This is a genomic window from Nocardia canadensis (assembly GCF_032656385.1).
Classification (GTDB): Bacteria; Actinomycetota; Actinomycetes; order Mycobacteriales; family Mycobacteriaceae; genus Nocardia; species Nocardia canadensis.
Window position 1 is genome coordinate 334,420 of the sequence record NZ_JAVCWB010000001.1, and the last position, 26,942, is coordinate 361,361.

The 26,942-nt window shown below is 67.8% G+C and carries 23 protein-coding genes and 2 tRNA genes; 15 read left to right on the forward strand and 10 right to left on the reverse strand.

Going from position 1 to position 26,942, the window contains the following annotated elements:
• Nucleotides 1–3,008 precede the first annotated feature (3,008 nt).
• The 6 genes from rsmG to rpmH all read right to left on the reverse strand — a co-directional run bounded on the left by rsmG (nucleotide 3,009) and on the right by rpmH (nucleotide 6,368).
• Entirely contained in the window at nucleotides 3,009–3,749 is a 741-nt protein-coding gene (gene rsmG / locus Q7X29_RS01505; protein ID WP_316573088.1) for a 16S rRNA (guanine(527)-N(7))-methyltransferase RsmG, read from the reverse strand.
• 98 nt (nucleotides 3,750–3,847) lie between these two features.
• Nucleotides 3,848–4,381, reverse strand: a complete 534-nt coding sequence (locus Q7X29_RS01510; RefSeq protein WP_218722267.1) for a Jag family protein — start codon at nucleotides 4,379–4,381, stop codon at nucleotides 3,848–3,850.
• A gap of 24 nt (nucleotides 4,382–4,405) precedes the next feature.
• On the reverse strand, nucleotides 4,406–5,482 hold the full coding sequence (gene yidC, locus Q7X29_RS01515; RefSeq protein WP_218722268.1) for a membrane protein insertase YidC: 1,077 nt from the start codon (nucleotides 5,480–5,482) through the stop codon (nucleotides 4,406–4,408).
• 4 nt (nucleotides 5,483–5,486) lie between these two features.
• The gene (yidD, locus tag Q7X29_RS01520) at nucleotides 5,487–5,786 is read right to left on the reverse strand and encodes a membrane protein insertion efficiency factor YidD (protein ID WP_218722269.1); all 300 of its coding nucleotides are present in this window, start codon (nucleotides 5,784–5,786) and stop codon (nucleotides 5,487–5,489) included.
• The gene (gene rnpA / locus Q7X29_RS01525) at nucleotides 5,783–6,202 is read right to left on the reverse strand and encodes a ribonuclease P protein component (RefSeq protein ID WP_218722270.1); all 420 of its coding nucleotides are present in this window, start codon (nucleotides 6,200–6,202) and stop codon (nucleotides 5,783–5,785) included. Before rnpA ends, yidD begins: the two co-directional genes overlap by 4 nt.
• 22 nt (nucleotides 6,203–6,224) lie before the next feature.
• On the reverse strand, nucleotides 6,225–6,368 hold the full coding sequence (gene rpmH / locus Q7X29_RS01530) for a 50S ribosomal protein L34 (RefSeq protein WP_005516618.1): 144 nt from the start codon (nucleotides 6,366–6,368) through the stop codon (nucleotides 6,225–6,227).
• Nucleotides 6,369–7,021: 653 nt separating this feature from the next.
• On the opposite strand from rpmH, the gene dnaA reads away from it, so the two are divergent.
• From dnaA to Q7X29_RS01585, 11 genes are all read left to right on the forward strand, one after another.
• On the forward strand, nucleotides 7,022–9,220 hold the full coding sequence (dnaA, locus tag Q7X29_RS01535) for a chromosomal replication initiator protein DnaA (RefSeq protein ID WP_316573089.1): 2,199 nt from the start codon (nucleotides 7,022–7,024) through the stop codon (nucleotides 9,218–9,220).
• Between the two features lie 783 nt (nucleotides 9,221–10,003).
• A complete protein-coding gene (gene dnaN, locus Q7X29_RS01540; protein ID WP_218722272.1) occupies nucleotides 10,004–11,179 on the forward strand; it encodes a DNA polymerase III subunit beta in 1,176 nt (391 codons plus the stop codon).
• 24 nt (nucleotides 11,180–11,203) lie between these two features.
• Nucleotides 11,204–12,400: a DNA replication/repair protein RecF gene (gene recF, locus Q7X29_RS01545; RefSeq protein ID WP_316573090.1), complete on the forward strand. Its 1,197-nt coding sequence runs from the start codon at nucleotides 11,204–11,206 to the stop codon at nucleotides 12,398–12,400.
• Between the two features lie 136 nt (nucleotides 12,401–12,536).
• Nucleotides 12,537–13,073, forward strand: a complete 537-nt coding sequence (locus Q7X29_RS01550; protein WP_218722274.1) for a DUF721 family protein — start codon at nucleotides 12,537–12,539, stop codon at nucleotides 13,071–13,073.
• Nucleotides 13,074–13,445: 372 nt separating this feature from the next.
• Nucleotides 13,446–15,479, forward strand: coding sequence for a DNA topoisomerase (ATP-hydrolyzing) subunit B (gene gyrB / locus Q7X29_RS01555; RefSeq protein WP_218722275.1), 2,034 nt, complete (start codon nucleotides 13,446–13,448; stop codon nucleotides 15,477–15,479).
• 59 nt (nucleotides 15,480–15,538) lie between these two features.
• Complete coding sequence (gyrA, locus tag Q7X29_RS01560; RefSeq protein ID WP_218722276.1) at nucleotides 15,539–18,049, forward strand: DNA gyrase subunit A; 2,511 nt, start codon at nucleotides 15,539–15,541, stop codon at nucleotides 18,047–18,049.
• A gap of 39 nt (nucleotides 18,050–18,088) precedes the next feature.
• On the forward strand, nucleotides 18,089–19,123 hold the full coding sequence (locus Q7X29_RS01565; protein ID WP_316573091.1) for a DUF3566 domain-containing protein: 1,035 nt from the start codon (nucleotides 18,089–18,091) through the stop codon (nucleotides 19,121–19,123).
• A 137-nt stretch (nucleotides 19,124–19,260) separates the two neighbouring features.
• Nucleotides 19,261–19,334 (forward strand) — tRNA-Ile (locus Q7X29_RS01570).
• A gap of 29 nt (nucleotides 19,335–19,363) precedes the next feature.
• Nucleotides 19,364–19,471: a DLW-39 family protein gene (locus tag Q7X29_RS01575; RefSeq protein WP_211359241.1), complete on the forward strand. Its 108-nt coding sequence runs from the start codon at nucleotides 19,364–19,366 to the stop codon at nucleotides 19,469–19,471.
• A 34-nt stretch (nucleotides 19,472–19,505) separates the two neighbouring features.
• A tRNA-Ala gene (locus Q7X29_RS01580) sits at nucleotides 19,506–19,578 on the forward strand.
• 5 nt (nucleotides 19,579–19,583) lie between these two features.
• Nucleotides 19,584–20,486, forward strand: a complete 903-nt coding sequence (locus tag Q7X29_RS01585; protein ID WP_218715971.1) for an acyl-CoA dehydrogenase middle domain-containing protein — start codon at nucleotides 19,584–19,586, stop codon at nucleotides 20,484–20,486.
• Nucleotides 20,487–20,489: 3 nt separating this feature from the next.
• On the opposite strand, the gene Q7X29_RS01590 is transcribed toward Q7X29_RS01585, so the two are convergent.
• On the reverse strand, nucleotides 20,490–22,067 hold the full coding sequence (locus Q7X29_RS01590; RefSeq protein WP_218715972.1) for a serine hydrolase: 1,578 nt from the start codon (nucleotides 22,065–22,067) through the stop codon (nucleotides 20,490–20,492).
• A gap of 606 nt (nucleotides 22,068–22,673) precedes the next feature.
• Between Q7X29_RS01590 and Q7X29_RS01595 the strand changes: the two genes are divergently transcribed.
• A complete protein-coding gene (locus tag Q7X29_RS01595) occupies nucleotides 22,674–23,675 on the forward strand; it encodes an ATP-binding cassette domain-containing protein (RefSeq protein ID WP_218715973.1) in 1,002 nt (333 codons plus the stop codon).
• Nucleotides 23,672–24,526, forward strand: a complete 855-nt coding sequence (locus tag Q7X29_RS01600; RefSeq protein WP_316573092.1) for an ABC transporter permease — start codon at nucleotides 23,672–23,674, stop codon at nucleotides 24,524–24,526. Before Q7X29_RS01595 ends, Q7X29_RS01600 begins: the two co-directional genes overlap by 4 nt.
• A 4-nt stretch (nucleotides 24,527–24,530) precedes the next feature.
• Here the strand turns inward: Q7X29_RS01600 and Q7X29_RS01605 are convergent, their stop codons facing one another.
• Nucleotides 24,531–24,707: a hypothetical protein gene (locus Q7X29_RS01605; protein ID WP_218715974.1), complete on the reverse strand. Its 177-nt coding sequence runs from the start codon at nucleotides 24,705–24,707 to the stop codon at nucleotides 24,531–24,533.
• A 57-nt stretch (nucleotides 24,708–24,764) separates the two neighbouring features.
• On the opposite strand from Q7X29_RS01605, the gene Q7X29_RS01610 reads away from it, so the two are divergent.
• On the forward strand, nucleotides 24,765–25,292 hold the full coding sequence (locus tag Q7X29_RS01610; protein ID WP_308248321.1) for a peptidylprolyl isomerase: 528 nt from the start codon (nucleotides 24,765–24,767) through the stop codon (nucleotides 25,290–25,292).
• 78 nt (nucleotides 25,293–25,370) lie between these two features.
• On the opposite strand, the gene Q7X29_RS01615 is transcribed toward Q7X29_RS01610, so the two are convergent.
• Together Q7X29_RS01615 and crgA are read right to left on the reverse strand one after the other, a co-directional pair.
• Nucleotides 25,371–25,817, reverse strand: a complete 447-nt coding sequence (locus Q7X29_RS01615) for a PH domain-containing protein (RefSeq protein ID WP_218715983.1) — start codon at nucleotides 25,815–25,817, stop codon at nucleotides 25,371–25,373.
• A 103-nt stretch (nucleotides 25,818–25,920) separates the two neighbouring features.
• On the reverse strand, nucleotides 25,921–26,184 hold the full coding sequence (gene crgA, locus Q7X29_RS01620) for a cell division protein CrgA (protein ID WP_218715976.1): 264 nt from the start codon (nucleotides 26,182–26,184) through the stop codon (nucleotides 25,921–25,923).
• A 93-nt stretch (nucleotides 26,185–26,277) separates the two neighbouring features.
• Here crgA and Q7X29_RS01625 point away from each other — a divergent pair, with 93 nt between their 5' ends.
• Nucleotides 26,278–26,940 (forward strand): aminodeoxychorismate/anthranilate synthase component II, encoded by a 663-nt coding sequence (locus tag Q7X29_RS01625; protein ID WP_218715977.1) that lies wholly within the window; start codon nucleotides 26,278–26,280, stop codon nucleotides 26,938–26,940.
• Nucleotides 26,941–26,942: the final 2 nt, after the last annotated feature.

The following is a 26,942-nucleotide window of genomic DNA, read 5'->3' on the forward strand; positions in this document are numbered from 1 at the left end:
TCGCGCAAATCACTTTCCGGATCAATGTTTCACGGGAAACACGGGGGAGTGGCGAGTCTGAAATCGTCGGGCCGACCAGAGTTTCCGACCCGGTCCTGGGCCCTGTGTCGCCACCCCCTTGGCCTTTCGCGAGATGGTGACGTGTCGGGACAGGCCCTCGGTCCTTCATCAGATCCCTACTCTCCGAGGCTCCACTGCGGCCGGGCCACACCGGTGTCGCGACGTCCGGCGAGGACAGGCGTGTGCCACCGCAGTCGGGACTCGACGCCGAGACCAAGGGAGTCGGTGGCGGGCAAGAGCCGCCGGAGCTCCATCGACCGGCCTCCGCCCTCTTCGGATCGACGACATGGCACGACACTTTGCCGCCCTGTCCTCAACACCGCGCTGTCCCCGGCGCCGCGCTATCCCCGGCGCCGCGCTATCCCCGGCGCCGCGCTATCCGCGTGCAGTGGTCTTGGTGGCGCGTGACCTCCGTGCCGCGCAATCCCGTGCCGCACAATCCTCGGGGCGGTCTTTGCGGCGCGAAACCTCCGTGCCGCGCTATCCCGCGGCGCACGGTCTTCGTGGCGCACGGTCTTCGTGGCACACGGTCCTCGCGCCACACGGTCCTCGGAATGGCCGACACATCCAATCTCCCATCCCGATCGGCGCGTTCGCATGGTGCGCAGCTTTCGTCGCGCGTCATCTTCGTGGCACGCCGCCCCGTGATGCGCTGCCCCGTGATGCGCTGCCCCGTGGCACGCTGCCCCGTGATGCGCTGTCTTCGTGATGTGCGCTGTCTTCGTGGCGCCAGGCCGCGGGCCGCCTGTCCGTATGCCCGCTGCCCGCGCGCCCCACGGATGCCACAGCTTCTGGCCGCGCAGCGGGATTGAGACGACGGCACCCATGGCGGCATCACCACTACTACGTCGAGGCGGTCGAATGTCCGGCCACCGCACGGAGACCGACGGCGGTTCCCGCAGCCGAGCTGTTCGACCCGCATCCACTGCGCCCACCGTGTTCGGGGCCCAAATCACTCCGCGAGCGCTGGCATGGGCGCCAATCCGTCGACGCCACCGAACAACCAGAGCAGATGAAACCTGGAACCTCAGAGCAGTCTTTACGGATACCGACCGACAGCGGCCCTGTCCGATCAAGCGACCGCCTGCCTCGGCGACATCGAACCCGACACCAGCGAAAGACCTCCGGACTCTCACCCCACCACGAGAGTCCCTACACGGAGACCGAACTGAATGAGCAACCCAGCGCACCACTCCACACCCAACAACCCGCACAGCGCGCAGCCACCCACTCCACACCCAAGGTCCCACTCCACACCCAGCAGTCCACTCCACACCCAGCAGTCCACTCCACACACCTAGCGGTCCACTCCACGCCCGGCATCCGCGCCGCACCCCAGCCCCCCCACCCACGCCCGGCGGTCCGCACCCGCACCGCACCAGCGCCCTATGTCCCGTACCGGCTCCCAGCGCTCCGCACCCGTCATCCACACCACACCCAGCACCCCACGTCCCGTACCCGGCTCCCGCCTCCACACCCACCGGTCCGCACCACACCCACCGGTCCGCACCACACCCACCGGTCCGCACCACACCCACCGGTCCGCACCACACCCACCGGTCCGCACCACACCCGGTGGTCCGGCACCCGCGCGCAGCGGTCTTCTCCCCACACCTGGCGTTCCGTACCGCACCCGGCGGCCCACACCCACATGGCGATCCATTCCATATCCCGCGGCCCACCCGCTCCGCAGCCACCGAGAACGTTCGGACGACCGGGACCGGCGGGCTCATCGCTCACGACTTCGCCGACGACGACGTATCACTGGCATCGTCCGACCGACGCACTCTGCCCCGCGACTTCCTACCCACCGACCATGCTCTCCGCTCACGGGCGGCGTGGGCCGCGACTGGGCAGGGCGCGATCCCGAATAGCGATCGGCATCGAACTCGGCGATCGACTCCTCGCAGTTGGCAGATCGCATAGATCGCGATCGGCTATCTGGCCGGCCGCTGACTCGCGGACGATGCAGGGCATCCTGTTCTGCCAGGGAGCTGGGTTGCCGCTGCCCGTCGAGTACCGCGGCGGCGGTCCGCCACAAGAGTCCGGGGCATGTGGTCCGGGCGAGGTGCTCAACGTCCGAACTGGCGGCGCACACTACGAATCGATCAGTGCTGCCGACAGTCACTGCTCGCGGGCCGACTCGATGTGGATGCGTTCGGTCTGGACAGCAGCCGCCCAGCGGCCGATGCGGCGGTTGATCGTCTCGGAGTACCTGGTCCGGCAATGAGTTCGGGAGGTGGGCGGCAGTGATCCACTCGCCCCAGCGGCCCGCACCCCACCCCGCCGCCCCGCACTCAGCCGCCCACTCCATACTCGGCGGCCCGCACCGCATCCGGCGAACCGGTCTCAGACCGACGATCTGCTCCGCCCCCGACGATCCGGCCCCACCCGACGGCCCGCTCCGCACCCGACGATCCGACCCCGCACCCCAGCCACTCGCCCCGCACCCCGGCCAGCCCGCGCCACTCCCACCAAGTCACGCTGCGCGCAGCACCCCATTCCACACCCCGCGATTCACAGCGCTTCAACGATCAGCACCACCCCAGCGATCCCGCACCTCGCCCCGACCCGCACGCGCCCACCAACTCCCGCACCCGGCCTGGCGACCACGCCACGGCGGGCTACCCGCAACGCACCGATCGGCACCGTATCAAGCAATCCATCGAGCCGCGGAGAACGCGGAGCAAAGCCCACCCCTACCGAGAATTCATAGACCAGAATCCCGTCGACTGCACGGACCTACTACGAAGTCGATCCGACAGACGAAATCCGGCGAGCGACTACCCAGGCCGCACTGCGCCAGATCCGGTTCCACCGGCTGCACGTTCCACGTGAAACAACGCGACGGAGCAGTTCTTGACGCTTCGGCACAGATAACGAATTTCCGCCTGAGTCGGCGGCAGGCAACCACCCTCGGGCAGTTTCGTCACGTTACGAAATGTGAACTATCGCTTCCGCGACTTCTTCTCCGCGCTCGCGACCTTCCGCCCACTCCGACGCGTCGGACGCTCGGCGCGGGGGAGCAGCTCGGCGCTGATCACCAGAGTCGGCACCTCGACGATCCCGGCACCGCACCCGACCACGCGGAGATCGGTGGCACCATCGCGGATCAGTTCGGCGCCGTCGCGCTCGAGTTCCTCGGCGGCACTCGTTCCCTTGAGAGCGAGCATCCGACCGTGATCACGGAGGAGGGGGAGCGACCAGTGGGCGAGCTTCGCGAGAGGGGCGACCGCGCGGGAGGTGACCACGTCCGCGCCGCCGGCTTCCTTGATGACACCGGACTGCTCGGCCCGTCCGCGAACGACGGTCACATTCTTGAGTCCGACTTCTTCGATGAACTCACCCAGGAACACCGTGCGCCGCAGCAGCGGCTCGACGAGGGTGATGCGGAGATCGGGCCGGGCAATGGCCAACGGGATGCCGGGGAGTCCGGCGCCGCTGCCGACATCGACGACGGACGCGCCCTCGTCGATCAGCTCACCGACCACAGCGCAGTTGAGGATGTGCCGCTCCCAGAGGCGGGGGACTTCGCGCGGGCCGATGAGTCCGCGCTCCACGCCGGCGGTGGCCAGTGCCGCGCAGTAGCGGCGGGCGAGGTCCAGGCGGTCGCCGAAGATCCGCGCGGCAGCGGCGGGCGGGTCCAACTCGGCGGACAGCGCACCCAGTTCGAGTTCCACGTGAAACATCCTTCCGAGTGGTGGTCGATCGCAATAGGGCATGAATAAGGCCCCCGGTCCGAGACCGGAGGCCCTATCACACCAAACGTGGTCGCGGCGGAATCAGCCTACTCGGGCACTACCACCACATGACGATTCGGCTCGACACCTTCGCTCTCGCTCGCCACACCGTCGATGTCGGCGACGGCGTCGTGCACGATCTTGCGCTCGAACGGAGTCATCGCCGACAGTGCCTCGGGCTTGCCCGACTCGAGCACGCGCTTCGCCGCGGCGACGCCGAGCTCGCTCAGGTCGGTGCGACGCTGAGCGCGCCAGCCGGCCACATCGAGCATCAGGCGGCTGCGGACGCCGGTCGCCTGCTGCACGGCCAGGCGGGTCAGCTCCTGCAGCGCGTCGAGAACTTCGCCGTTGCGTCCGACGAGCTTGGTCAGATCGCGGCCGCCATCGATGCTCACGACGGCGCGGTCGCCCTCGACATCGAGGTCGATGTCGCCGTCGAAGTCGAGCACGTCCAGCAGCTGCTCGAGGTAGTCGCCCGCGATCTCGCCCTCTTCGATCAACGCTTCTTCGGCGTCGTTCACGACGTCAACAGTCGTCGCCACAGTGGCGTCCCCTCCGTCGGTCTCGGTCTCAACAGTCATTGGATTCCTCTATCTGATCGCCACTCAGCGCTTACGCTTCTGGTTCGCGCGGCCGCGGTTACCCGGCCGCTTCTGACCGCCCGGCCTGCGCTGGCCGCCACCCTGCTTGGCGGCCTGCTTGGCGGTGCCGTTGGTCGCGGCGGTGCCGTTCGTCGAGGCGGTGTCGTCGGCCGGGGCATCCTGCTTCTTGCGGACGTCGACCGGCTTGGCGCCGGGCTTGGGCGCGTTCTGTGCGCGCAGCTCCAGCTTCTTCGCCTTCTTCTCTTCCTCTTCCTTCTCCATGCGGCCGAACACCAGGTGCTGCTGACCGTAGGTCCAGATGTTGTTGGCCACCCAGTAGATCAGGATGCCGATCATCAGGAAGGGACCACCGACGAGCACGCCGAGCGGGAAGACCCACAGCGACAGCTTGTTCATGATCGCGGCCTGCGGGTTGGCGGCGGCTTCCGGCGTCTGCCGCTGGACGGAGGCGCGGGCGTTGAAGTGGGTCGCCAGACCGGCGATGACCATCAGCGGGATCGCGACGAGGGCGATGCTCAGCTTGGTCGGCGTGCCACCCCACTCGGCGAAGGCCGACAGCTCACTCTGCGGCATGGTGATGAACGACGCGATCGGGGCGCCGAAGATACGGGCGCTCAGGAACGACTGGACGTCGGCCGCGCTGAAGATGTAGTTCGGGGTGTGCGCGTTGTCGTACGCGGACATCCCCAGCTGACCGAAGCCGTGGCCGGTGCGGTTGAACGAACGCAGCACGTGGAAGAGACCGAGGAAGACCGGCACCTGCACGAGGACCGGCAGACAGCCCATCAGCGGGTTGAAGCCGTGTTCCTTCTGCAGCTTCTGCATCTCCCGCGCCATGGTCTCGCGGTCGTTCTTGTACTTCTTCTGCAGCTCCTTGATCTGAGGCTGCAGCTCCTGCATCTGCTTGGTGGTGCGCACCTGCTTCACGAACGGCTTGTACAGCACGAGCCGCAGCGTGAAGACCAGGAAGACGATGGCGAGGCTCCAGGCGAGCCCACTGTCGGCTCCGAACACGAAGCCGAAGGCTTTGTGCCAGAACCACAGAATCGCGGATACCGGCCAATAGATGATGTCGAGCACGGCTCTAGGTACTCCCGTCGTTCGTATCGCCGATCAGCGCGGGCGATGACTTTGTGCAGGCATTCGACCCGCGCTCTGGCACGGGATCCCACCCTCCAGGGTGCCAGGGCGCGCATTTCGCGAGGCGCACGACCGTCAGTGCCGATCCGACGACCAGCCCGCGCGTGCGCAGAGCGGTCACCGCGTATTCACTGCAGGTGGGAGTGAACCGGCAGATCGGCATCCGGGTGGGGGAGACATAGGTCCGGTACAGCTCGATCAGGAAGATCAGCACGTTCGCGGGTAGGCGGGTGAGGGTCCTCATCGCCGCTCACCGGCCGGGGTGCGACCGAGCGCGGGCTCCGGAGCACTACGCAAACCGAGCTTGCGTAGTCCGGTGCGCAGCTGGCGCAGCAACTCGGCGGAGTCGGCGGTGGCCGCACCGGGCAGCGCCCGAATCACGACATCGGTACCGGCCGGCAATTCGTCGACGATCTGGGCGCACATATGACGCAGGCGGCGGGCCACCCGGTGGCGAACCACCGCGTTACCCACCGCCTTGCTCACAATCAGCCCGAACCGCGGACCGCCTACCCGGATCAGGGAATCGACGTCGGCGACATCGTCGTACGTGTGCGTGAACGCGTGTACGACGAGATCTCGCCTCCCGATTCGCTGACCGCGGCGCACCGTGCGGGAGAATTCGGCACGGTGGTGCAACCGATACGGCTCAGGCAACACCCGAGCGTCCGACTACGCGCGATCAGGCAGTCAGTTCGGCACGGCCCTTACGGCGACGCGCCGAAACGATGGCGCGACCCGCACGGGTGCGCATCCGGAGGCGGAAGCCGTGCACGCGCGCCCGACGACGGTTGTTCGGCTGGAACGTCCGCTTGCCCTTGGCCACGGTCAACACTCCTCGAGTTGGTGGGCACCGTTCGGCGCCCGAAGTCTGTTCAATGATTCGGATGTCTGCGCAGCGGACCGCGGTCTACACGCAGAAAGCCTTGGCGATCGACGTGCAGCACACAGCCGCCACCGCGCCAAGGGGTGACTGTACGAGGGTACTGATACCGCTACGCAGGGTCAAACTCGGCCCCCAAAGCACGTGCGCCAGGCACGATGTCCAGATTACCGGACCCCGCCGCCTCGCCCCGAGCTGGGCCGACCTGGGGCGACACGCCCGGGACGCACTGACGCATCCGGGGACTTTTCGTGAGTTCGTCCACACCTCTGGCCTTCTGCGGCGGGGGCGGCTAACCTCTGTAGCCGGGGGATTGCTGAAGAACCGCAGGTCCAGCCCCATTCACTGCCACACGCTGGCAGATTCCCTCTATCCCCAGGTTTGTCCACATCTGTGGATAATTGTGTGGAAAGACGGCCGGAGTGGCATATTCGTAGGGCCGACGGTGCCCGCGCCGCAGTCCGGATTCTGGGACCGCACGGCGTTCGAACCGGCTTCGGTTGTACGCAGGATCACTGGATTCCACCTGTTCACAGGTGATTGTCCGCGTGCGCCCGGCCGTGGGCCCCAACAAACCGGTCCGGGGAGGACGCTGCATGGACGACGAGCAGAATGTGCTGGCCACCGTATGGCCTGAGGTGGTCGCCGAGCTCACCACCGGCTCGGCCGACGGCGCCATCCCCGCGGTCAGCCGCGCGCAGCAGGCCTGGCTGAAACTGGTCAAACCGCTCACCGTCGCCCAGGGCTTCGCGTTGCTGTCGGTTCCGTCCTCGCTGGCCCAGGAAGCAATCGAGCGTGATCTGCGCGAGCCGATCCTGCGATCGCTGGGGCGTCGGCTCGGGCCGCAGGTGGAGGGTTTGGGTGTCCGCATCGCCGCGCCGAGCCCGGCCGCGGGGGAGCGGGCAGGCAATTCGCCGCGGCACGCCAGGATGACGAGCCGGCCGGAGCGCCCGCGCGAGCAGGTGCGCCCGCCGACCGGTTATCCCGGTCCCGATTTCAGTGTTCCCGACTACGCCGCGCGCGGTGAGTACGGCCGGCCCCGCTACGGTGCCGGCGAGTACCCCGCGGGCAATGGTGAGTACGGCAACGACTACCAGGGTGGGCAGGAATATCAGCCCACCGGTGACTACGGCAACAGCTACGGCGGCCGCGAGTACCCCGCGCAGCCGGGCGAGTACGGCGAGCGGCCCGACTATGCCGGTCATCGGGAGTACCAGGCCGAGCCGGAATACCGGCAGCCCGAACCGGAATACCCGGCGCAGCCCGAATACCAGCAGCAGCCGGAGTACGCGCCGGCGCCGGAATACGGCCAGGCGCCGGAGTTCCAGCCCGAGCGCGCCGAGTTCCCCGGCACCGATTTCGAACCGACCGCGGTCTATCCGGTTCCTGACTTCACCAACGGCGAGTTCGGCGGTCGCGCGGAGTTCCGTGGCGCGCGCCCGGATCAGCGCCCGGCCGACGCCGCCCCGCCCGCCCGGCGGGAGCAGTCCGGTTCGCCCCGGCGTGAGCACATCCCGCCCGGCCAGGAGTCGCTGTTCACCCCCGACCCGCCGCCGCAGCGCGCGCCGAGCCGGGGCCGGGGTCCGCAGTCGGAGGAGCCGATCGCCGCGCGGGCCGAGGAGGCACCCACCGAGGCCGCGCCGGAACCGCTGCGGCCGGGTACGCCCGGTGCCGAGCCCGCGGACGACGAGCCGGTGGTCGACGCCCGCAACAACTGGCCGACCTACTTCAACAAGTCGCCCGAGGCCCCGCCGCAGGCGTCGTCCTCGGCGAGCCTGAACGCCAAGTACACGTTCGAGACGTTCGTCATCGGCGCGTCCAACCGGTTCGCGCACGCGGCCGCGGTCGCGATCGCGGAAGCGCCGGCCCGGGCCTACAACCCGCTGTTCGTCTGGGGTGCGTCGGGTCTGGGCAAGACGCACCTGCTGCACGCGGCGGGGCACTACGCGCAGCGACTGTTCCCCGGCATGCGGGTGAAGTACGTCTCCACCGAGGAGTTCACCAACGACTTCATCAACAGCCTGCGCGACGATCGCAAGGTCGCGTTCAAGCGTCGCTACCGCGAGACCGACATCCTGCTGGTCGACGACATCCAGTTCATCGAGGGCAAGGAAGGCATCCAGGAGGAGTTCTTCCACACCTTCAACACCCTGCACAACGCGAACAAGCAGATCGTCGTCTCCTCCGACCGCCCGCCCAAGCAGCTGGCGACCCTGGAGGAGCGGCTGCGGACCCGCTTCGAGTGGGGCCTGATCACCGATGTGCAGCCGCCCGAACTGGAGACCCGCATCGCGATCCTGCGCAAGAAGGCGCGGATGGACCGGCTCGATGTGCCGCACGACGTGCTCGAACTGATCGCCAGCCGGGTGGAGCGCAATATCCGTGAGCTCGAGGGCGCGCTGATCCGGGTGACGGCCTTCGCCTCGCTCAACGGTCAGCCGCTGGATCTCTCGCTGGCCGAGGTCGTGCTGCGCGATCTCATGCCCGACACCGCGGCGCTGGAGATCAACGCGGCGACGATCATGGCCGTCACCGCCGAATACTTCAACACGACGCTCGAGGAACTGACCGGGCCTGGCAAGGCCAGGCCGCTGGCGCAGGCCCGGCAGATCGCGATGTACCTGTGCCGCGAGCTCACCGATCTGTCGCTGCCCAAGATCGGGCAGGCGTTCGGTCGCGACCACACGACGGTGATGTACGCGGAGAAGAAGGTGCGCAAGGAGATGACCGAGCGACGCCGTGTCTACGACCAGGTGCAAGAACTCACAGCCCGGATCAAACAGCGCTCGCGCTGATTTCATCCACACCCTCGAACACCGCCCTGACCTGGGGCGGTGTTCTTTTTTGCCTTGTGGATTCCTCGAGGAATCCCTGTGGAGTCCTCGAGGAATCCACCGGTTGTGCACCGATCGGCGCACAGGGGCTGGGGAGCGATCTGGGAGTGTTCGCTCACAGGGAGTTGTCCACATCGTCCACAGCCGGATCCACTCACACCTCCACGGTCACCCCGACCTGCGACGTCGGCGGATCTGCCCTGTGGATTCCTCGAGGAATCCGTGTGGAGTCCTCGAGGAATCCACCTGGTTGCCACCACCCTGCCCCCGCGTGTGAACAACAGGGTGAATCCGGTGGAACAACTCGAGGACTACTCGAGGATGGAAATGGGACAACTTCGGGCGTCCACAGACGCTCCCGGTTCATCCTCGAGACACCCCACGGCCATCCCCATGCCGACGTGCGCTCTGACCTGCGGATTCGGCCGAAGTCCACAGATTCCACAGTGCCTACTACTACTTCAGTTCTATTTCTTGAAGAGATCTCTTCAAAACAAGGTGTGTGGAAAGTCGGTCGGAGAGGCTCGGCTCGGTCGGTGCTCCACTCACAAGCGGCAAGGAGGAGAGGGGACGGGTAGCGAGGGCTCGATCGGCAGGGAGGGTCGATGCGGACTTCCCGCGATGCCCGGGTACCGTTTGGTTGTCGGCTTGTTGTGCGAGACTCAGTGCGCGGCCGACGCAGCACCTCAACTCCGCTGAACACCCCGCACACGGATTCGAAACTCGGAGAGGACAAATCGGGCGATGGAGCTTGCGAGCATGAAGTTTCGGGTCGCCCGAGAGGATTTCGCCGAGTCGGTGGCCTGGGTGGCGCGCAGCCTGCCCTCCCGTCCTCCGGTGCCCGTTCTGGGTGGTGTGCTGCTGGTCGCCGACGAGAACGGCCTGACGGTCTCCGGCTTCGACTACGAGGTCTCCGCGCAGATGCGGGTGGCCGCCGAGGTCGCCGGTCCCGGCCAGGTGCTGGTCTCGGGCCGACTGCTCGCCGACATCACCAAGGCGCTGTCCAACAAGCCGGTCGATGTCTCCGTCGACGGCACCCGCGTGCTCATCGCCTGCGGTAGCGCCAAGTTCTCCCTGCCGACCATGCCGGTCGAGGACTATCCCCAGCTGCCCGAGGTGCCGCAGCAGACCGGTGAGCTCGGTGTCGATGTGTTCGCCGAGGCGGTCGGTCAGGTCGCCGTCGCCGCGGGCCGCGACGACACGCTCCCCATGCTCACCGGCATCCGGGTCGAGATCGAGGGCAACGATGTCGTCCTCGCCGCCACCGACCGCTTCCGCCTGGCCGTGCGGCACCTGCAGTGGCAGCCCACCCGCTCCGACATCGAGACCGCCGTGCTCATCCCGGCGCGCACGCTGTCCGAAGCCGCCAAGACCCTCGGTGCCGCCGACGCGCCCGTGCAGCTGTCGCTGGGCAGCGGTGGCGGGGCCGACGGCCTGCTCGGCATCGTCAACGCGGGCCGGCGCACCACCACCCGCCTGCTCGACGCGGAATTCCCCAAGTTCCGCCAGTTGCTTCCCAAGGAGCACACCTCCATCGCCACGCTGCCCGTCGCGGCGCTGTCCGAGGCGATCAAGCGCGTCGCCCTGGTGGCCGAGCGCGGTGCCCAGGTGCGTCTGGAGTTCTCCACCGACGGCGTGCTGCTGTCGGCGGGTGGGGACGACGCGGGCCGCGCCGAGGAATGGCTGGAGGCCGATTTCCGCGGTGAGCCGCTGACCATCGCCTTCAACCCCGGCTACCTGACCGAGGGACTGTCGGCGCTGCACGCGGAGCGGGTCACCTTCGGGTTCACCACCCCGAGCCGTCCCGCCGTGCTGCTGCCCGCCTCCGACGAGGAGCCCAAGGTGCTCGAGTCGGGTGCGTTCGCGGCGCTGGAGAGCCAGTACATCTACCTGCTGATGCCGGTCCGGCTGCCCGGCTGAGCCGGCCCGCCCGCGTAATCCGGCATGTTCATTCGTGCGCTGTCGGTCCGTGATTTCCGGTCGTGGGAACACGCCGAGCTCGAGTTGTCCCCAGGGCGCACGGTGCTGTTGGGGGCCAATGGCAACGGCAAGACCAATCTGCTCGAGGCGATCGGTTATCTGGCGACGCTGGGGTCGCATCGGGTCTCCGCCGACGCGCCGCTGATCCGGATGGGGGCGACCCAGGCCCGGATCGGGGCGACCGTGGTGAACACGGGCCGCGAATTGCGCGTCGATGTGGAGCTCAAACAGGGCAGCGCCAACCGGGCCCAGATCAACCGGTCGCCGGTGCGCCGGTCCAGGGAGATCCTCGGGATTCTGCAGACCGTGCTGTTCGCGCCGGAGGATCTGTCGCTGGTGCGCGGCGATCCGGGGGAGCGCCGACGGTTCCTCGACGAGTTGTGCACAGCCCGCCTGCCCAGGCTGGCCGGCGTGCGCGCCGACTACGACAAGGTGCTGCGCCAGCGCTCGGCGCTGTTGAAAACCGCTGGCCGCCATGTCCGTTCCCGCGCCGATCTGAGCACCCTCGACGTGTGGGACGGGCATCTGGCCGAGCACGCCTCGGTGCTGCTGGCCCAGCGATTGCGCCTGGCCCACGACCTGTATCCGTATCTGGCACAGGCATATCGATCGATCGCGCCCGAATCACGGCCCGCGGCAATCGCTTATCGCTCGGGATATCTGCCGCCCGAACTCCTCGATCCGGCGCGCGAGCCGGGGGCCGACGACGTGGCGCACCTGCACGAGATCGTGCTGCGCGAGCTGGCCGCCGCCAGGAGCCGGGAACTCGAGCGCGGGGTGTGCCTGGTCGGCCCGCACCGCGACGACCTCGAGCTGCTTCTCGGCAGCTCGCCCGCGAAGGGCTTCGCCAGTCACGGTGAGTCCTGGTCGTTCGCGCTGGCGCTGCGGCTGGCCTCGTTCGAACTGCTGCGCAGCGCGGGCACCGAGCCGGTGCTGCTGCTCGACGACGTGTTCGCCGAACTGGATCGGCGCAGGCGGACCGCGCTGGCCGAGGTGGCCGCCGGCGCGGAGCAGGTGCTCATCACCGCGGCGGTGGCCGAGGACGTGCCGGCCGAGCTGGCCGCCGAACCGCTGCGGGTGCAAACGACCGGCGAAGCCGATCGGCGTACCTCACGAATCGTCACCGAGGTGGCCGAACAACCGGAAGATATGCACAGATAGCGATAGTTATCAACAGCAGCCTGTGGAAAACCGGCAACATGCTGGACATATGCCGGATCGGCCTGGACGGCGCTGTCGGCGCTCCGGCGTAGACTCAGTCCGCACTCGGCCAGCCTCGACACCGGAAGGAACCAAGGTGAGCGAAGAGCCCGAACCGGAGCTGCGCGGGATCGATCTGGCCCGGCGCGCGCTGGAGGAGGCCAGGGCCGCTGCCAAGGCCAGCGGCAAGTCGGTCGGCCAGGGCCGGGCATCCCCGGTCCGCAAGCTGCGCGCGGGTGGACGCAGGCGCACCGGCTGGTCCGGCGCAGGTCCCGACCCCCGTGATCCCCAGCTGTTGTCGGCCCTGACCGGGTCGATCGCGAAGAGTCGTGGCTGGTCGGGCAAGGTGGCCGAAGGCATGGTGTTCGGCCGGTGGACCAGTGTGGTCGGGGAGGATATCGCCTCGCATGCCACCCCGGTGACGCTGGAGGGCGGCGTGCTCAAGATCGCCGCCGAGTCCACCGCGTGGGCCACCCAGCTGCGCATGCTGCAGGGCCAGATCCTGGCCAAGATCAATGCCGCGGTCGGTCAGGGCGTGGTCACCTCGCTGCGGATCACCGGGCCCGCCGCGCCGAGCTGGCGCAAGGGCGAACGACACATCAAGGGCCGCGGGCCACGCGACACCTACGGATAGCCGGGCGGTGACCGGGGCGAGTTGCCTTGTGGCCGCAACGCTCTCGGGCCCCGAGTTTTGTACATGTGGACAAAACCTGTGGATAACTCGGAGCGGCCGCGGGGGCGGTCGATCGCGTTTCACGTGGAACCGCCGAACGCAAGTCTCACGCCAGTTCTGCCGGGCGGAAATCTCCGGAAGGCGGAATCTTGTCACCGTAGACCGATTTCTTGCATTCACGGCGGCGTCAGGGGTGTCGTAGGTGCACTGTAAGTTGGGCTTACCAGTAGGATGGTGACGTAACCAGCGGCGAACCCTCGACGCGTGCTGTGCAGTCCGCGTGCTGCCCGATCGCTGCGACAGGGATCAGCAAGTAAGGAGAGCTACCGACAAGTGGCTGCCAACGACTCCAACGCATCGGGCAACAAGCAGGGCTACGGTGCCTCCTCCATCACAGTCCTCGAAGGCCTCGAAGCGGTGCGCAAGCGCCCTGGCATGTACATCGGTTCCACCGGTGAACGCGGCCTCCACCACCTCATCTGGGAGGTTGTGGACAACTCGGTCGACGAGGCGATGGCCGGCTACGCGACGCGGGTCGACGTCACGCTGCTGGAGGACGGCGGTGTCGAGGTCATCGACGACGGCCGCGGTATCCCCACCGCCATGCACGCGCAGGGCATTCCGACCGTCGAGGTCGTCATGACGCAGCTGCACGCCGGCGGCAAGTTCGACTCCGACTCCTACGCCGTCTCCGGTGGTCTGCACGGTGTCGGCATCTCGGTGGTCAACGCCCTGTCGTCCAAGCTGGAAGCCGAGATCGACACCGACGGCTACCACTGGGCCCAGACCTACAAGGACGCCAAGCCGGGCAAGCTCATCCAGGGCGAGCCGACCAAGCGCACCGGTACGACGATCCGATTCTGGGCCGACCCGGAGATCTTCGAGACCACCACCTACAACTTCGAGACGGTCGCGCGCCGCCTGCAGGAGATGGCGTTCCTCAACAAGGGCCTGACCATCACCCTCACCGACCAGCGCGTCAGCGAGTCCGACGTCACCGACGAGGTCGTCAGCGATACCGCCGAGGCGCCCAAGCACGCCGAGGAAGGCGTCGAGAAGCCGGTCGAGCACAAGGTCAAGACCCGCACCTACCACTACCCGGGCGGCCTGGTGGACTTCGTCCGTCACATCAACCGCACCAAGCAGGCCATCCACAACTCGGTGGTCGGCTTCACCGGTAAGGGCACCGGCCACGAGCTCGAGGTCGCGATGCAGTGGAACTCGGGTTACTCCGAGTCGGTCCACACCTTCGCCAACACGATCAACACCCATGAGGGCGGCACCCACGAAGAGGGCTTCCGCGCGGCGCTGACCACGGTGGTCAACAAGTACGCCAAGGAGAAGAAGCTCCTCAAGGAGAAGGACGGCAACCTCACCGGTGACGACATCCGCGAGGGCCTGGCCGCCATCGTGAGCGTCAAGGTCGGCGAGCCGCAGTTCGAGGGCCAGACCAAGACCAAGCTGGGCAACACCGAGGTGAAGTCGTTCGTGCAGCGCGCCTGCAACGAGCACCTGACGCACTGGTTCGAGGCCAACCCGGCCGACGCGAAGACCATCGTGCAGAAGGCGGTGTCCTCGGCGCAGGCCCGCGTGGCCGCGCGCAAGGCGCGTGAGCTGGTGCGCCGCAAGTCGGCCACCGACCTGGGCGGCCTGCCCGGCAAGCTGGCCGACTGCCGCTCCAAGGACCCGAGCAAGTGCGAGATCTACATCGTCGAGGGTGACTCCGCCGGCGGCTCGGCCAAGTCCGGCCGCGACTCGATGTACCAGGCGATCCTGCCGCTGCGCGGCAAGATCATCAACGTCGAGAAGGCCCGCATCGACCGCGTCCTCAAGAACAACGAGGTCCAGTCGATCATCACCGCGTTCGGCACCGGCATCCACGACGAGTTCGATATCGCGAAGCTGCGCTACAACAAGATCATCCTGATGGCCGACGCCGACGTCGACGGCCAGCACATCGCGACCCTGTTGCTCACGCTGCTGTTCCGGTTCATGCGCCCGCTGGTCGAGCACGGGCACGTGTTCCTGGCCCAGCCGCCGCTGTACAAGCTCAAGTGGATGCGCACCGACCCGGAGTTCGCCTACTCCGACCGCGAGCGCGACGCGCTGCTCGAAGCCGGTCTGGCCGCGGGCAAGAAGATCAACAAGGACGACGGCGTCCAGCGTTACAAGGGTCTGGGCGAGATGAATGCCAAGGAGCTGTGGGAAACCACCATGGATCCGTCGGTGCGGGTGCTTCGTCAGGTGACGCTCGACGACGCGGCCGCGGCCGACGAGCTGTTCTCCGTGCTCATGGGCGAAGACGTGGAGGCACGTCGCAGCTTCATCACCCGCAATGCCAAGGACGTCCGCTTCCTGGACGTGTAACCGGTGCAGCGCCGTAAGCGCGCGCCCGTGAAGCATGTCAGGCCCTCGAAGGAGATTTGATGACTGAGACCACGCTGCCGCCCTCCGGTGGTGCGGGCGACCGGATCGAACCGGTCGACATCCAGAACGAAATGCAGAGCAGCTACATCGATTACGCGATGAGCGTGATCGTGGGCCGCGCGCTGCCCGACGTGCGCGACGGCCTCAAGCCCGTGCATCGGCGCGTGCTCTACGCGATGTACGACAACGGCTACCGCCCCGACCGCGGCTATGTGAAGTCGGCCCGTCCGGTCGCCGAGACCATGGGTAACTACCACCCGCACGGCGACGCGTCGATCTACGACACCCTCGTGCGCATGGCGCAGCCCTGGTCGCTGCGCTACCCGCTGGTCGACGGCCAGGGCAACTTCGGTTCCCGCGGCAACGACGGCGCGGCCGCCATGCGATACACCGAGTGCCGCCTGACGCCGCTCGCGATGGAGATGCTGCGCGATATCGACAGCGAGACCGTCGATTTCGTCCCCAACTACGACGGTCGCTCGCAGGAGCCGACCGTGCTGCCCGCGCGCGTGCCCGCGCTGCTGATGAACGGCAGCAACGGCATCGCGGTCGGCATGGCGACCAACATCCCGCCGCACAACCTCAACGAGCTGGCCGAGGCCATCTACTGGGCGCTGGAGAACTACGACGCCGACGAGGAGACCACCCTCGCCGCGTGCATGGAACGGGTCAAGGGCCCGGACTTCCCGACCCACGGCCTGATCGTCGGCGGCCAGGGCATCCACGACGCCTACACCACCGGCCGCGGCTCGATCCGCATGCGCGGTGTGGTGGAGATCGAGGAGGGCAGCCGCGGGCAGACCCAGATCGTCATCACCGAGCTGCCGTACCAGGTCAACACCGACAACTTCATCAACTCGATCGCCGAGCAGGTCAAGGACGGCAAGATCGCGGGTATCTCCGATATCCACGACGAGTCCTCCGACCGTGTGGGCATGCGCATCGTGGTGACGGTCAAGCGCGACGCGGTCGCCAAGGTCGTGCTGAACAACCTGTACAAGCACACCCAGCTGCAGACCAGCTTCGGCGCGAACATGCTCTCGATCGTCGACGGCGTGCCGCGCACGCTGCGCCTGGATCAGATGATCCGGTACTACGTCGACCACCAGTTGGAAGTCATCGTCCGGCGCACCCGCTACCTGCTGCGCAAGGCCGAGGAGCGGGCCCACATCCTGCGCGGCCTGGTCAAGGCGCTCGACCTGCTCGACGAGGTCATCGCGCTGATCCGCCGCTCGGCCAACACCGACACCGCGCGCACCGGCCTGATGCAGCTGCTCGAGATCGACGACATCCAGGCCACCGCGATCCTGGACATGCAGCTGCGCCGCCTGTCCGCCCTGGAGCGGCAGCGGATCGTCGACGATCTGGCCAAGATCGAGCTCGAGATCGCCGACTACAAGGACATCCTGGAGAAGCCGGAGCGCCAGCGCGCGATCGTGCGCGACGAGCTGTCGGAGATCGTCGAGAAGTACGGCGACGACCGCCGGACCAGGATCATCGCCAACGACGGTGACGTCGCCGACGAGGATCTGATCGCCCGCGAGGACGTGGTCGTCACGATCACCGAGACCGGCTACGCCAAGCGCACCAAGACCGACCTGTACCGCTCGCAGAAGCGCGGCGGCAAGGGCGTGCAGGGCGCAGGCCTCAAGCAGGACGACATCGTCAAGCACTTCTTCGTGTCGTCCACCCACGACTGGCTGCTGTTCTTCACCAACAAGGGCCGGGTCTACCGGGCCAAGGCCTACGAGCTGCCCGAGGCCAACCGGACCGCGCGTGGTCAGCACGTGGCGAACCTGCTGGCGTTCCAGCCGGACGAGAAGATCGCCCAGATCATCCAGCTCAAGACCTACGAGGACGCGCCGTACCTGGTGCTCGCCACGCGCGCCGGCTTGGTGAAGAAGTCCAAGCTCACCGACTTCGACTCCAACCGGTCCGGCGGCATCGTCGCGGTGAACCTGCGCGACGACGACGAGCTGGTCGGCGCCGTGCTGTGCTCGGCCGACGACGATCTGCTGCTGGTCTCGGCGCACGGTCAGTCGATCCGCTTCTCCGCCACCGACGAGGCGCTGCGTCCGATGGGCCGCGCCACTTCCGGTGTGCAGGGCATGCGGTTCAACGCCGACGACGAATTGCTCTCGCTCAATGTGGTCCGCGAGGACACCTACCTTTTGGTGGCCACCGCGGGTGGGTATGCCAAACGTACGGCGATCGAGGAGTACACCGCGCAGGGTCGTGGCGGAAAAGGCGTATTGACAATTCAGTACGACCCGAAACGTGGCAGCCTGGTCGGTGCGCTCATCGTCGACGACGAGGACGAGTTGTACGCGATCACTTCCAGTGGTGGCGTCATCCGCACCGCAGCCAAGCAAGTTCGGAAAGCTGGACGCCAGACCAAGGGCGTGCGATTGATGAACCTCGCGGATGGCGATACCTTGCTAGCGATCGCGCGCAACGCCGACGAGCCCGATCCCGATCAGCTCACCGGCGACGCGGCTTCGGAGCAGTAACCCAACCAGCGGCGGCAACGAACGGATCTGAGGATTCCATTGACCACACCGAATCAGTCGAACGACGATCGGAACCAGACCAACGGCGTCACCGAGCGGATTGCCTCGTCTCCGATCCAGCCGCGGCCGATCCCACGCCAGGGCGGTCCGGCCGAGGGCGCGGCAGCGCCGGAATCCGGTGCCGCCGGGGGCGAATCGTTCGACCAGTCGACCGTGCGGATGGGCAACGAACCCACCCCGCCCGCCGGCAACGGAAAGGGCAAGTCGCCCTACCAGGACGGGTGGGCGCAGCTGCCGCAGCGCGAGCCGCAGTCGAACCTGTACCGGCCCGGTGAGGCCCCGAGCCAGGGGCGTCCGTCCTCTGGCGGTGCGGGCCCCTCGTCCGGTGGGCTGAAGGGCAGCGGCGCGTCCAATGCCAGGACCACCGCCGACCTGGCGGCCAAGGCGGCCCGCAAGGAAGCGGCGATGGTGAAGTCCGTCGGTATCGACGGACCGACCCGCAGCATCGCCCGTCCCGAGCTGGTCAAGGACATGCCGGACCTGTCCGAGGTGCGGCATCCGACGCCGGACGGCCAGGCCGCGCCCGCGGCGGCGCCCGGGCTGCCGATGGCGCACATCCCGCCGCAGCCGGGGCCGAGCGCGCGGGCCGCCGCCGCGTCCGCCGGGGCGGTCTCGCCCGCCGTGCCGGTGGCCATCGCGGCCGCCGCGTCCGGTGAGCCGCTACGCGCGACGGTGCAGATCCGCCGGATCGATCCGTGGTCGACGCTCAAGATCACCCTGGTGATCAGCGTGGCGCTGTTCTTCGTGTGGATGCTGGCCGTCGGTCTGCTCTACATCGTGCTGGCCGGCATGGGCGTGTGGGACAACCTGGACAACTCGCTGGGCGAGATGCTGAACCAGGAGGGCAGCTCGTCGAGCCTGATCGACGCGGGCACCGTCTTCGGCTACGCGGGCGTCATCGGTCTGATCAACGTGGTGCTGTTCACCGCGTTGGCGACAGTGGGCGTGTTCATCTACAACCAGTGCTGCGATCTGGTCGGTGGCATCCAGGTGACCCTGGCCGATCCGGACTAGGAACAGGCTCTGCCACGACGGCCGGTCAGCCCCGTAAAAAGGGGCTTGACCGGCCGTTTTGGTTATCCCCGGCCGGGTAGGGTAACCTCGTTCCTCGTTGCGGTTCACTGCTCCGGCAGGGGATCGAAAACGAGTACGGGCCTATAGCTCAGGCGGTTAGAGCGCTTCGCTGATAACGAAGAGGTCGGAGGTTCAAGTCCTCCTAGGCCCACTCCCGAACATCACAGTAGGGTGGGAATCATGAAGATTGTCCTCACGGTCGGTGTTGTGATCGCGGTTCTCATCGGTATCACCAAATTCCGCAAGCGCGATGACGCAGACCTCTGGCGCGAGGTCACCACCCGCTGATTCGGGTTGCCAACTGGTTTCATCAAGCCAGCCAGGGGCCTTAGCTCAATTGGCAGAGCACTGCCTTTGCAAGGCAGGGGTTAGGGGTTCGATTCCCCTAGGCTCCACTTCTGTGAATTCCTCGGTTTTCGATTTTCTGCTCAGTGCGGCCCCTGTCGAGTCGGGGTCGACCGATATCGCCGCGATCGCGGCATACCATCGCGCCCGGAGCGCCGCTTTCGCCAGCTCCATCGATCGCGCCGTTGTCGCCGGATTCGACAGTGCCGGAACAGGTACGGCGTTTCTCGGCGGATATCAGGAAGCGCTCGGCGCGCTGGTGCCGCTCGACGCCACCGGACTCACCTCCATGTGCGCGACCGAGGCGAACGGGGCCAAGCCGTCGCAGCTGACGACTACGGTGACCGCCGACGGCTTCGTCACCGGGACCAAGTCCTTCGCGACCCTGGGCGAGTTCGCCACCCGCTTCCTCGTGATCGCCAGGGCGGGCGAGCAGGCCGACGGCCGCGCCGCGCTGCGGGCGGTGCTGGTGCCCGCCGGTCCCGGCGTCGTGGTGACGCCGCTGCCCGCGCTGCCGTTCGCTCCGGAGATCCCGCACGCCACCGTCACTTTCGACGCCGCGCCGGGGGAACTGCTGCCCGGCGACGGCTACGCCGACTTCCTCAAGCCGTTCCGCACCGTCGAGGATCTGCATGTGGTCGCCGCTGTACTCGGACAGCTCGTTCGGGTGGCCCGGCAAGCGGAATGGCCCGCCGAGGCCGTAGAACAGCTGCTGGCCCTGTTTGCGGCAGTGCGTGGCGTGGGCACCGAGGACCCGGGTTCGGCCGGCGTGCACATCGCGCTGGGCGGGATCTTCGAGCGGCTGACGCGCCTGCGGGCCGAACTCGCGCCGCTGTGGGACCGGGTCGACCCGGCGGTCCGGAGCCGCTGGGAGCGTGACGAGCCGCTGCTCGGGGTGGCGGGCAAGGTCAGGGCGCTGCGGCTGGCGACGGCCTGGCGTGCGGTCGTCGAGGCGTGAGGGTCAGCGGGTGAACTTTCCGAGGCCGTTCTCGTCGTAGTAGTCGAGGGTGAGTGTCCCGTTGTCGAAGGTCGCCGACGAGACGCTGCCGGGCGGTGCGTTCTCGCCGCTCGGCTCGAAGGCGAAGGTGTCGCCGTCCCAGTGCCGCAGCGGGAATCGGCGCTGCGCCGGGCCCAGGGTGAGGACCAGGCCGCTCTCGGCCTCGGAGATCGTCGCCGGGCCCCAGTACTCGTTGGCGTAGCTGCCGACGTAGGTCGGCAGGGGCTGGGCGGGCGCGGGGGTCACGGGCGCGGACTTGCCGGACAGGTCGCCTTCCGGGTCGTTGATGGGGGCGAGCGCGGCCTGGTAGATGCCCCGCCAGTCCTCGCGGATCTCACCGAACTGGACGAGATCGCCGAACTCGGCGGTCAGCGCCTCCGGCACGCCGATCGGCGCGGCGTTGGTGAGCGCGATGATCGCGACGTCGGCCGACGGGATGGCCAGGAAGTTCGTGGCGGCGCCGAGCGCGAACGCCCCGGAGTGGCTGTAGGCGGTGCGACCCGTGGAGCTGGTCGAGGCGTTGAAGCCGTACCCGTAGAACCCGGCCCGTGATTCGGGGGAGGAGGCCGGCGAGGAGATCACCTGCGGGGTGATCGCGGGCAGCAGCGCCGCCGCGGGCGCGATGGTGGTTCCGTTCGCGGTGCCGTGGCCGAGCATCATGGCCAGCCAGCGCGCCATGTCGTTCACCGAGGAGCTGACCCCGCCGGCGGGAGACTGCGGGTCGGGATCGCGGACGAACTTCGCGACCCACTCGCCATCGACGTCGACGTGGCCGACCGCGCGATTCGGCCTGGCCTCGTAGTCGGCGAAGCGGGAACTGGTGGACGACATGCCGAGTGGGCCGTACACCGTCTCGGCGCAGAGCCGGTCCCACGGCACGCCTGCCGCGGCGGCGACCGCCTCGGCGCCCGCGGTCAGCCCGAAGTTGGTGTAGTGGTAGGTGATCCGGAACGGGTCGAGGGGCTCGAGCCGGAGCTTGTCCAGGATCGCGGCCTGGTCGTACCCGAGATCCTCGAGCCGGTCGCCCGCGTGGTCGGGCAGGCCGCTGCGATGGGCGAACAGGTCGCCGACGGTGAGCTGGGCGGTGGTGGCCGGGTCGGCCAGCGCGAACGAGGGCAGCTTCGAGACCACCGGCGTCGTCCATTCGACCGTGCCCGCGCCGACCTGGTGGGCGACCACGGACGCCGAGACCGACTTCGACACCGAGGCCAGCTGGAAGACGGTGTCGGCGTCGACCTTGTCCTGGCCGCCCGCCTGCTTGACGCCGAAGCCCTTCGCGTAGACGGTCTTCCCGCCGTGCACGACGGCGACGGCCATGCCGGGGATGTGACTGCTGTCCATCAGCGAGGTGGCCAGCTCGTCGAGTTTCGCGACGGCGTTGTCGACCGCGTCGTCGGGCAGGGCGACCGCGGCGACCTGGTTCGGTGGGAGCTGTTCGGTGCTGGTCGCGGTGGAGCTCTCGTCGTCGGATGCATCGCTGCAACCGACCACGACAGCCATCGACACGACCAGCGCGGCGAGCGCGCCTTTGCCGGGCACCATGGGCTGACGATAGACCCGGTTGCGGGGCGATCGCGGGAACGTGGCTGGACTGTGACGGTTTCGCGGACCGGGAGTACTCACCGGTAGCCGGAACTGCACCTTGCCGGAAAATGGGGAGCGGGCCTCGGCGAAGGGGGGGAGTTAGCCGAGGCCCGCGTAGGGTCGGCCCGGGGGGGAGGGGCCGACGTGAACGATCCTACGCGATGCGAGCGGAATTCGTGTACGCGCAACGAGCCAGTTTCCGAGATTTTTCGCCGTTCTGGGCCTGGACCGTGACCGGCGGCCGGTGTAGTGAACGGCGAATCGGTCGGTCGGCCAACCGGCAGTTGTCTTACATCGGTCGGAATGTGCTGGTGCACAACGAATTACGCGAAAATTTCGCTGAACATGTTCTTGTCGGTGCGCCATCGATGCCCCGAAGACCAGGGGCTTGTGATCCGGGGGTCCGCCGGAAAATCCGTCCGATTCGCCGCGTGTCGCCGTAAATCGGCATGTCGAACAGATCTGTACATCGGGATCGCGGACACCGGGAAAATGGGGGTGCGACTTGTCGGTGGGTCCCGCAATACTGGGGCAACAGCGTAGAACTACGACTTCAGGAGAATCATGCCCGACGCAATCGTCGCCGAGGGTCTGGTCAAACGGTACGGGCAGCTCACCGCCCTGGACGGGCTCGACCTGTCCGTCCCCGAAGGAACCGTCACCGCACTTCTCGGCCCCAACGGCGCGGGAAAGACCACGACTGTCCGCGTTCTCACCACGTTGCTGATCCCCGACGAGGGCCGTGCCACCGTCGCCGGGATCGACGTGCTCGGCAATCCACAGGCCCTGCGTTCCCGGATCGGCACCTCCGGGCAGTACGCGGCGGTCGACGAATACCTCACCGGCTTCGAGAACCTCGAGATGGTCGGCAGGCTCTATCACCTCGGTGTGGCGCGCAGTAAGGAACGCGCGCGCGAACTGCTCGAGCGCTTCCGGCTCACCGATGCGGCGGATCGGCCGGTGAAGGGCTACTCCGGTGGTATGCGCAGGCGCCTCGACCTCGCCGGCGCTCTGGTGGCCAACCCTCCGGTGCTGTTCCTGGACGAGCCGACCACCGGCCTCGACCCCCGGGCCCGGCTCGATCTCTGGGACGTCATCGAGGAACTCGTCGCGGGCGGCACCACGCTGCTGCTCACCACCCAGTACATGGAGGAGGCCGACCGGCTGGCCGACTCGATCGCCGTCATCGACCACGGCAGGGTGATCGCGCGCGGCACCGCCGACGAACTCAAGGCCCTCGTCGGCGGCGACCGGATCGAACTCACCGTGGCCACGCCCGATCAGCTGGCGCCGGCGCAGCAGGTGCTCGCCGGGCTGGCCGACGGCGAGATCCATCTCGAACCCGGCCTGCGCCGGATCACCGTCCCGGTGGCCGACGGCTCCCAGGACCTGGTCACCGCCATCGGCAGGCTCACCGAGCACAAGGTGCAGATCAACGACGTCGCGCTGCGGCGGCCCTCGCTCGACGACGTCTTCCTCACCCTCACCGGGCACGAGGCCGAGGAACTCGTCAACAGCGATGCCGCGAAACAGGCTGTCGGCGCCGAGGAAGGACAGAACCGATGAGCACCACGCTCGACAAGGTCGACGTGCAGGGACCCACCTTCGGGGAACGGCTCGCGATAGTGGTCAGCGACAGCGTGACCATCGCCAAGCGCAATGTCATCAAGATCAAGCGCGTGCCCGACGTGCTGATCTTCACGACGCTGTCGCCGATCATGTTCGTGCTGCTGTTCGCCTATGTCTTCGGCTCGGCGATCACGGTCGAGGGTGTGGAGGGCGGCTACCGCGAATTCCTGATTGCGGGCATCTTCGCGCAGACCGTGGTCTTCGGCGCCACGTTCACCGGCGCCGGCCTGGCCGAGGACATGCAGAAGGGCATCATCGACCGGTTCCGTTCGCTGCCGATGGCGCCGTCGGCGGTGCTCGTCGGCCGGACGATCAGCGACGTGGTGATCAACGTCGTGAGCTTGGTCGTCATGTCGCTGACCGGCCTGGTCGTCGGCTGGCGGATCCGCGGGTCGTTCCTGGACGCGGTCCTGGCGTACGTGCTGATGCTGCTGTTCGCCTACGCGCTGTCGTGGATGATGGCGGTCGTCGGACTGCTGGTGCGCGCACCGGAGGTGTTCAACAACGCCAGCTTCATGGTGATCTTCCCGCTGACGTTCCTGTCGAACGCGTTCGTGCCGCTGGAGGGCATGCCCGGGCCGCTGAAGGTATTCGCCGAGTGGAACCCGGTCTCGGCGCTGACCCAGGCCGTGCGCGACCTGTTCGGCAACACCAATCCGATGGCTCCGCCCTCCGACGCCTGGCCGATGCAGCATCCGGTGGTCACGACGCTGATCTGGATCGTGGTGATCCTGGTCGTGTTCGTGCCGCTGGCGCAGGTGCAGTACAAGAAGTCCGTGAGCCGCTGACGGCTCAGTGCGCGCCGGTCTCCACCCCGGAGACCGGCGCGGCACCGTTGCGGGAGTAGCCGAGGCGCGGCGGCTCGGCGGCGGGCTCGGGAAGTTGCGGTCGCTTGCTGCGAGCGAGGAGGGCCAGGGCCGCCGCCCCGGCGATCCCGACGGCGGCGATGATCGGGTTACGAAGCTTCATGCGACCACTGTGGCACAGCTTCCCGGCTTCCCGCCGCCCCGTGGCACCATAACTGCCGTGACCTCACCCAACCAGACGGCCGTGGCGACGCTGCACACCAACCACGGCGATATCAAGATCGCGCTCTTCGGCAACCACGCGCCCAAGACGGTGCGCAACTTCGTCGGTCTCGCCGACGGCAGCGCGCCCTACACCACCGCGAACGCCGGTGGCACGGACGCTGGCCCGTTCTACGACGGCGCCGTCTTCCACCGGGTGATCCCGGGGTTCATGATCCAGGGCGGCGACCCGACCGGCACCGGTCGCGGCGGGCCCGGCTACGAGTTCGGTGACGAGTTCCATCCGGAGCTGCGCTTCGATCGCGGCTATCTGCTGGCGATGGCCAACGGAGGGCCCGCGACCAATGGTTCGCAGTTCTTCATCACGGTCGGTGCCCAGCCGCACCTCAACCGCAAGCACACGATCTTCGGCGAGGTGGTCGATCCCGATTCGCGCAAGGTCGTCGACGCGATCGCCTCGGTGAAGACCGATCGCAACGATCGGCCGGTCGAGCCGGTCGTCATCTCCTCGGTGACCATCGGCTGACAGCGGCTGCGCACAACAGAACTCCCCGCCGCGCCGGAGCGCGACGGGGAGTTCGTTGCTTCACGTGAAACGTTGCGGTCAGTCGGTGACCGAGGCGAAGCCGTTGACGACCAGCGCGTCGTAGACGTCGTGCGGGTTGGTGCCCAGATCCCAGCGGCCGAAGATCAGCAGCCGCTCCGAGCCCTCGTGCTGGACATCGATCTCGAGCATCGCCGACTTCCGGCCGAGGCGGCGGTAGGAGACCATCCGAATCCGGTCGATCCGGGTCAGCGGGTAGGTCTTGGGCCCGGTCAGCGTGCCGACCACCAGGCGCGGCGCGGGACCGGAGACCATGGTCAGCCGGGGACGCTGGCGCACACCGAGGATCGCCATCCCCAGGACCGCGACCGCGGCCAGGCCGACGAGCAGCCTGCTGGGGCCGTCCTGGGCCAGCACCGCGGCGACGACGAGGATGAGGCCGCCGCCGGCGACGGCGAGCAGACCGGCGGTGGGAGTTGTCCACGACCTGCTGTCGGCGGAATCCACAGCGTTCACGCGGCGTCGTCCCCCATTGCTCCTCGAGTTGTCCACAGCTTCATCCACAGGTGTGCATGAATAACACCGGTGTAATCCGGTGCGCGGCGATCGCTCAGCGCCATCGCATGGTCATGATCAGGCCGATGACCATCAGGCCGAACCCGATCAGGAAGTTCCAGGCGTTGAGATCGTTCATCCAGCCGATGTGCTCGGCGGCCAGGTAGTACACCAGCAGCCACACGAGCCCGGCCAGCATGAAGCCAAGCATGATCGCGACGTACCAAGCCGGCGACGGGCCCGCCTTCACCTTCACCGGAGTGCGGCTGGCAGGGCTCGGGGTGTAGTCGGCCTTCTTACGGACCTTGGACTTGGGCATGACGTCCTCGAATTCGGGATACAGGTAACTCCTAGGCTATCCCACCAGGTAATGGATGCGACGACCTACGGGGTCGCCACGTACCCTCGACGCATGCGTGTATTGGTCGTCGACAACTACGACAGCTTCGTGTTCAACCTGGTGCAGTACCTCGGCCAGCTTGGGGCCGAGGCCGTGGTGTGGCGCAACGACGACCAGCGCCTGGCCGACCTGGATACCCTGCTGACCCGTGGTGACGAGGGCGGGACCTTCGACGGCGTGCTCGTCAGCCCCGGCCCCGGCAGCCCCGACCGCGCGGGCGCGAGCATCCCGCTCGTCCACGCGGCGGCGAAGCACCACACGCCCTTGCTCGGCGTCTGCCTCGGACATCAGGCGATCGGCGAGGCGTTCGGCGGAACGGTCGACCGCGCGCCCGAACTGCTGCACGGCAAGACCAGCGAGGTCTTCCACATCGGCGCGGGCGTGCTGGCCGGTCTGCCCGACCCGTTCACCGCCACCAGGTACCACTCGCTGACCGTCCTGCCGGAGACCATGCCCGCGGAGCTGGAGGTCGTCGGTCACACCGAGAGCGGGATCGTGATGGCCATGCGCCACCGCACCCTGCCCATCCACGGCGTGCAGTTCCACCCCGAGTCGGTGCTCACCCAGGGCGGGCACCGGATGCTGGCCAACTGGCTCGAGGTGTGTGGACAGCGTCCCGCCGAGGCCCTCGTGTCGGCGCTCGAAGCGGAAGTCGCCGCGCTGGTGACGTCGTAGCG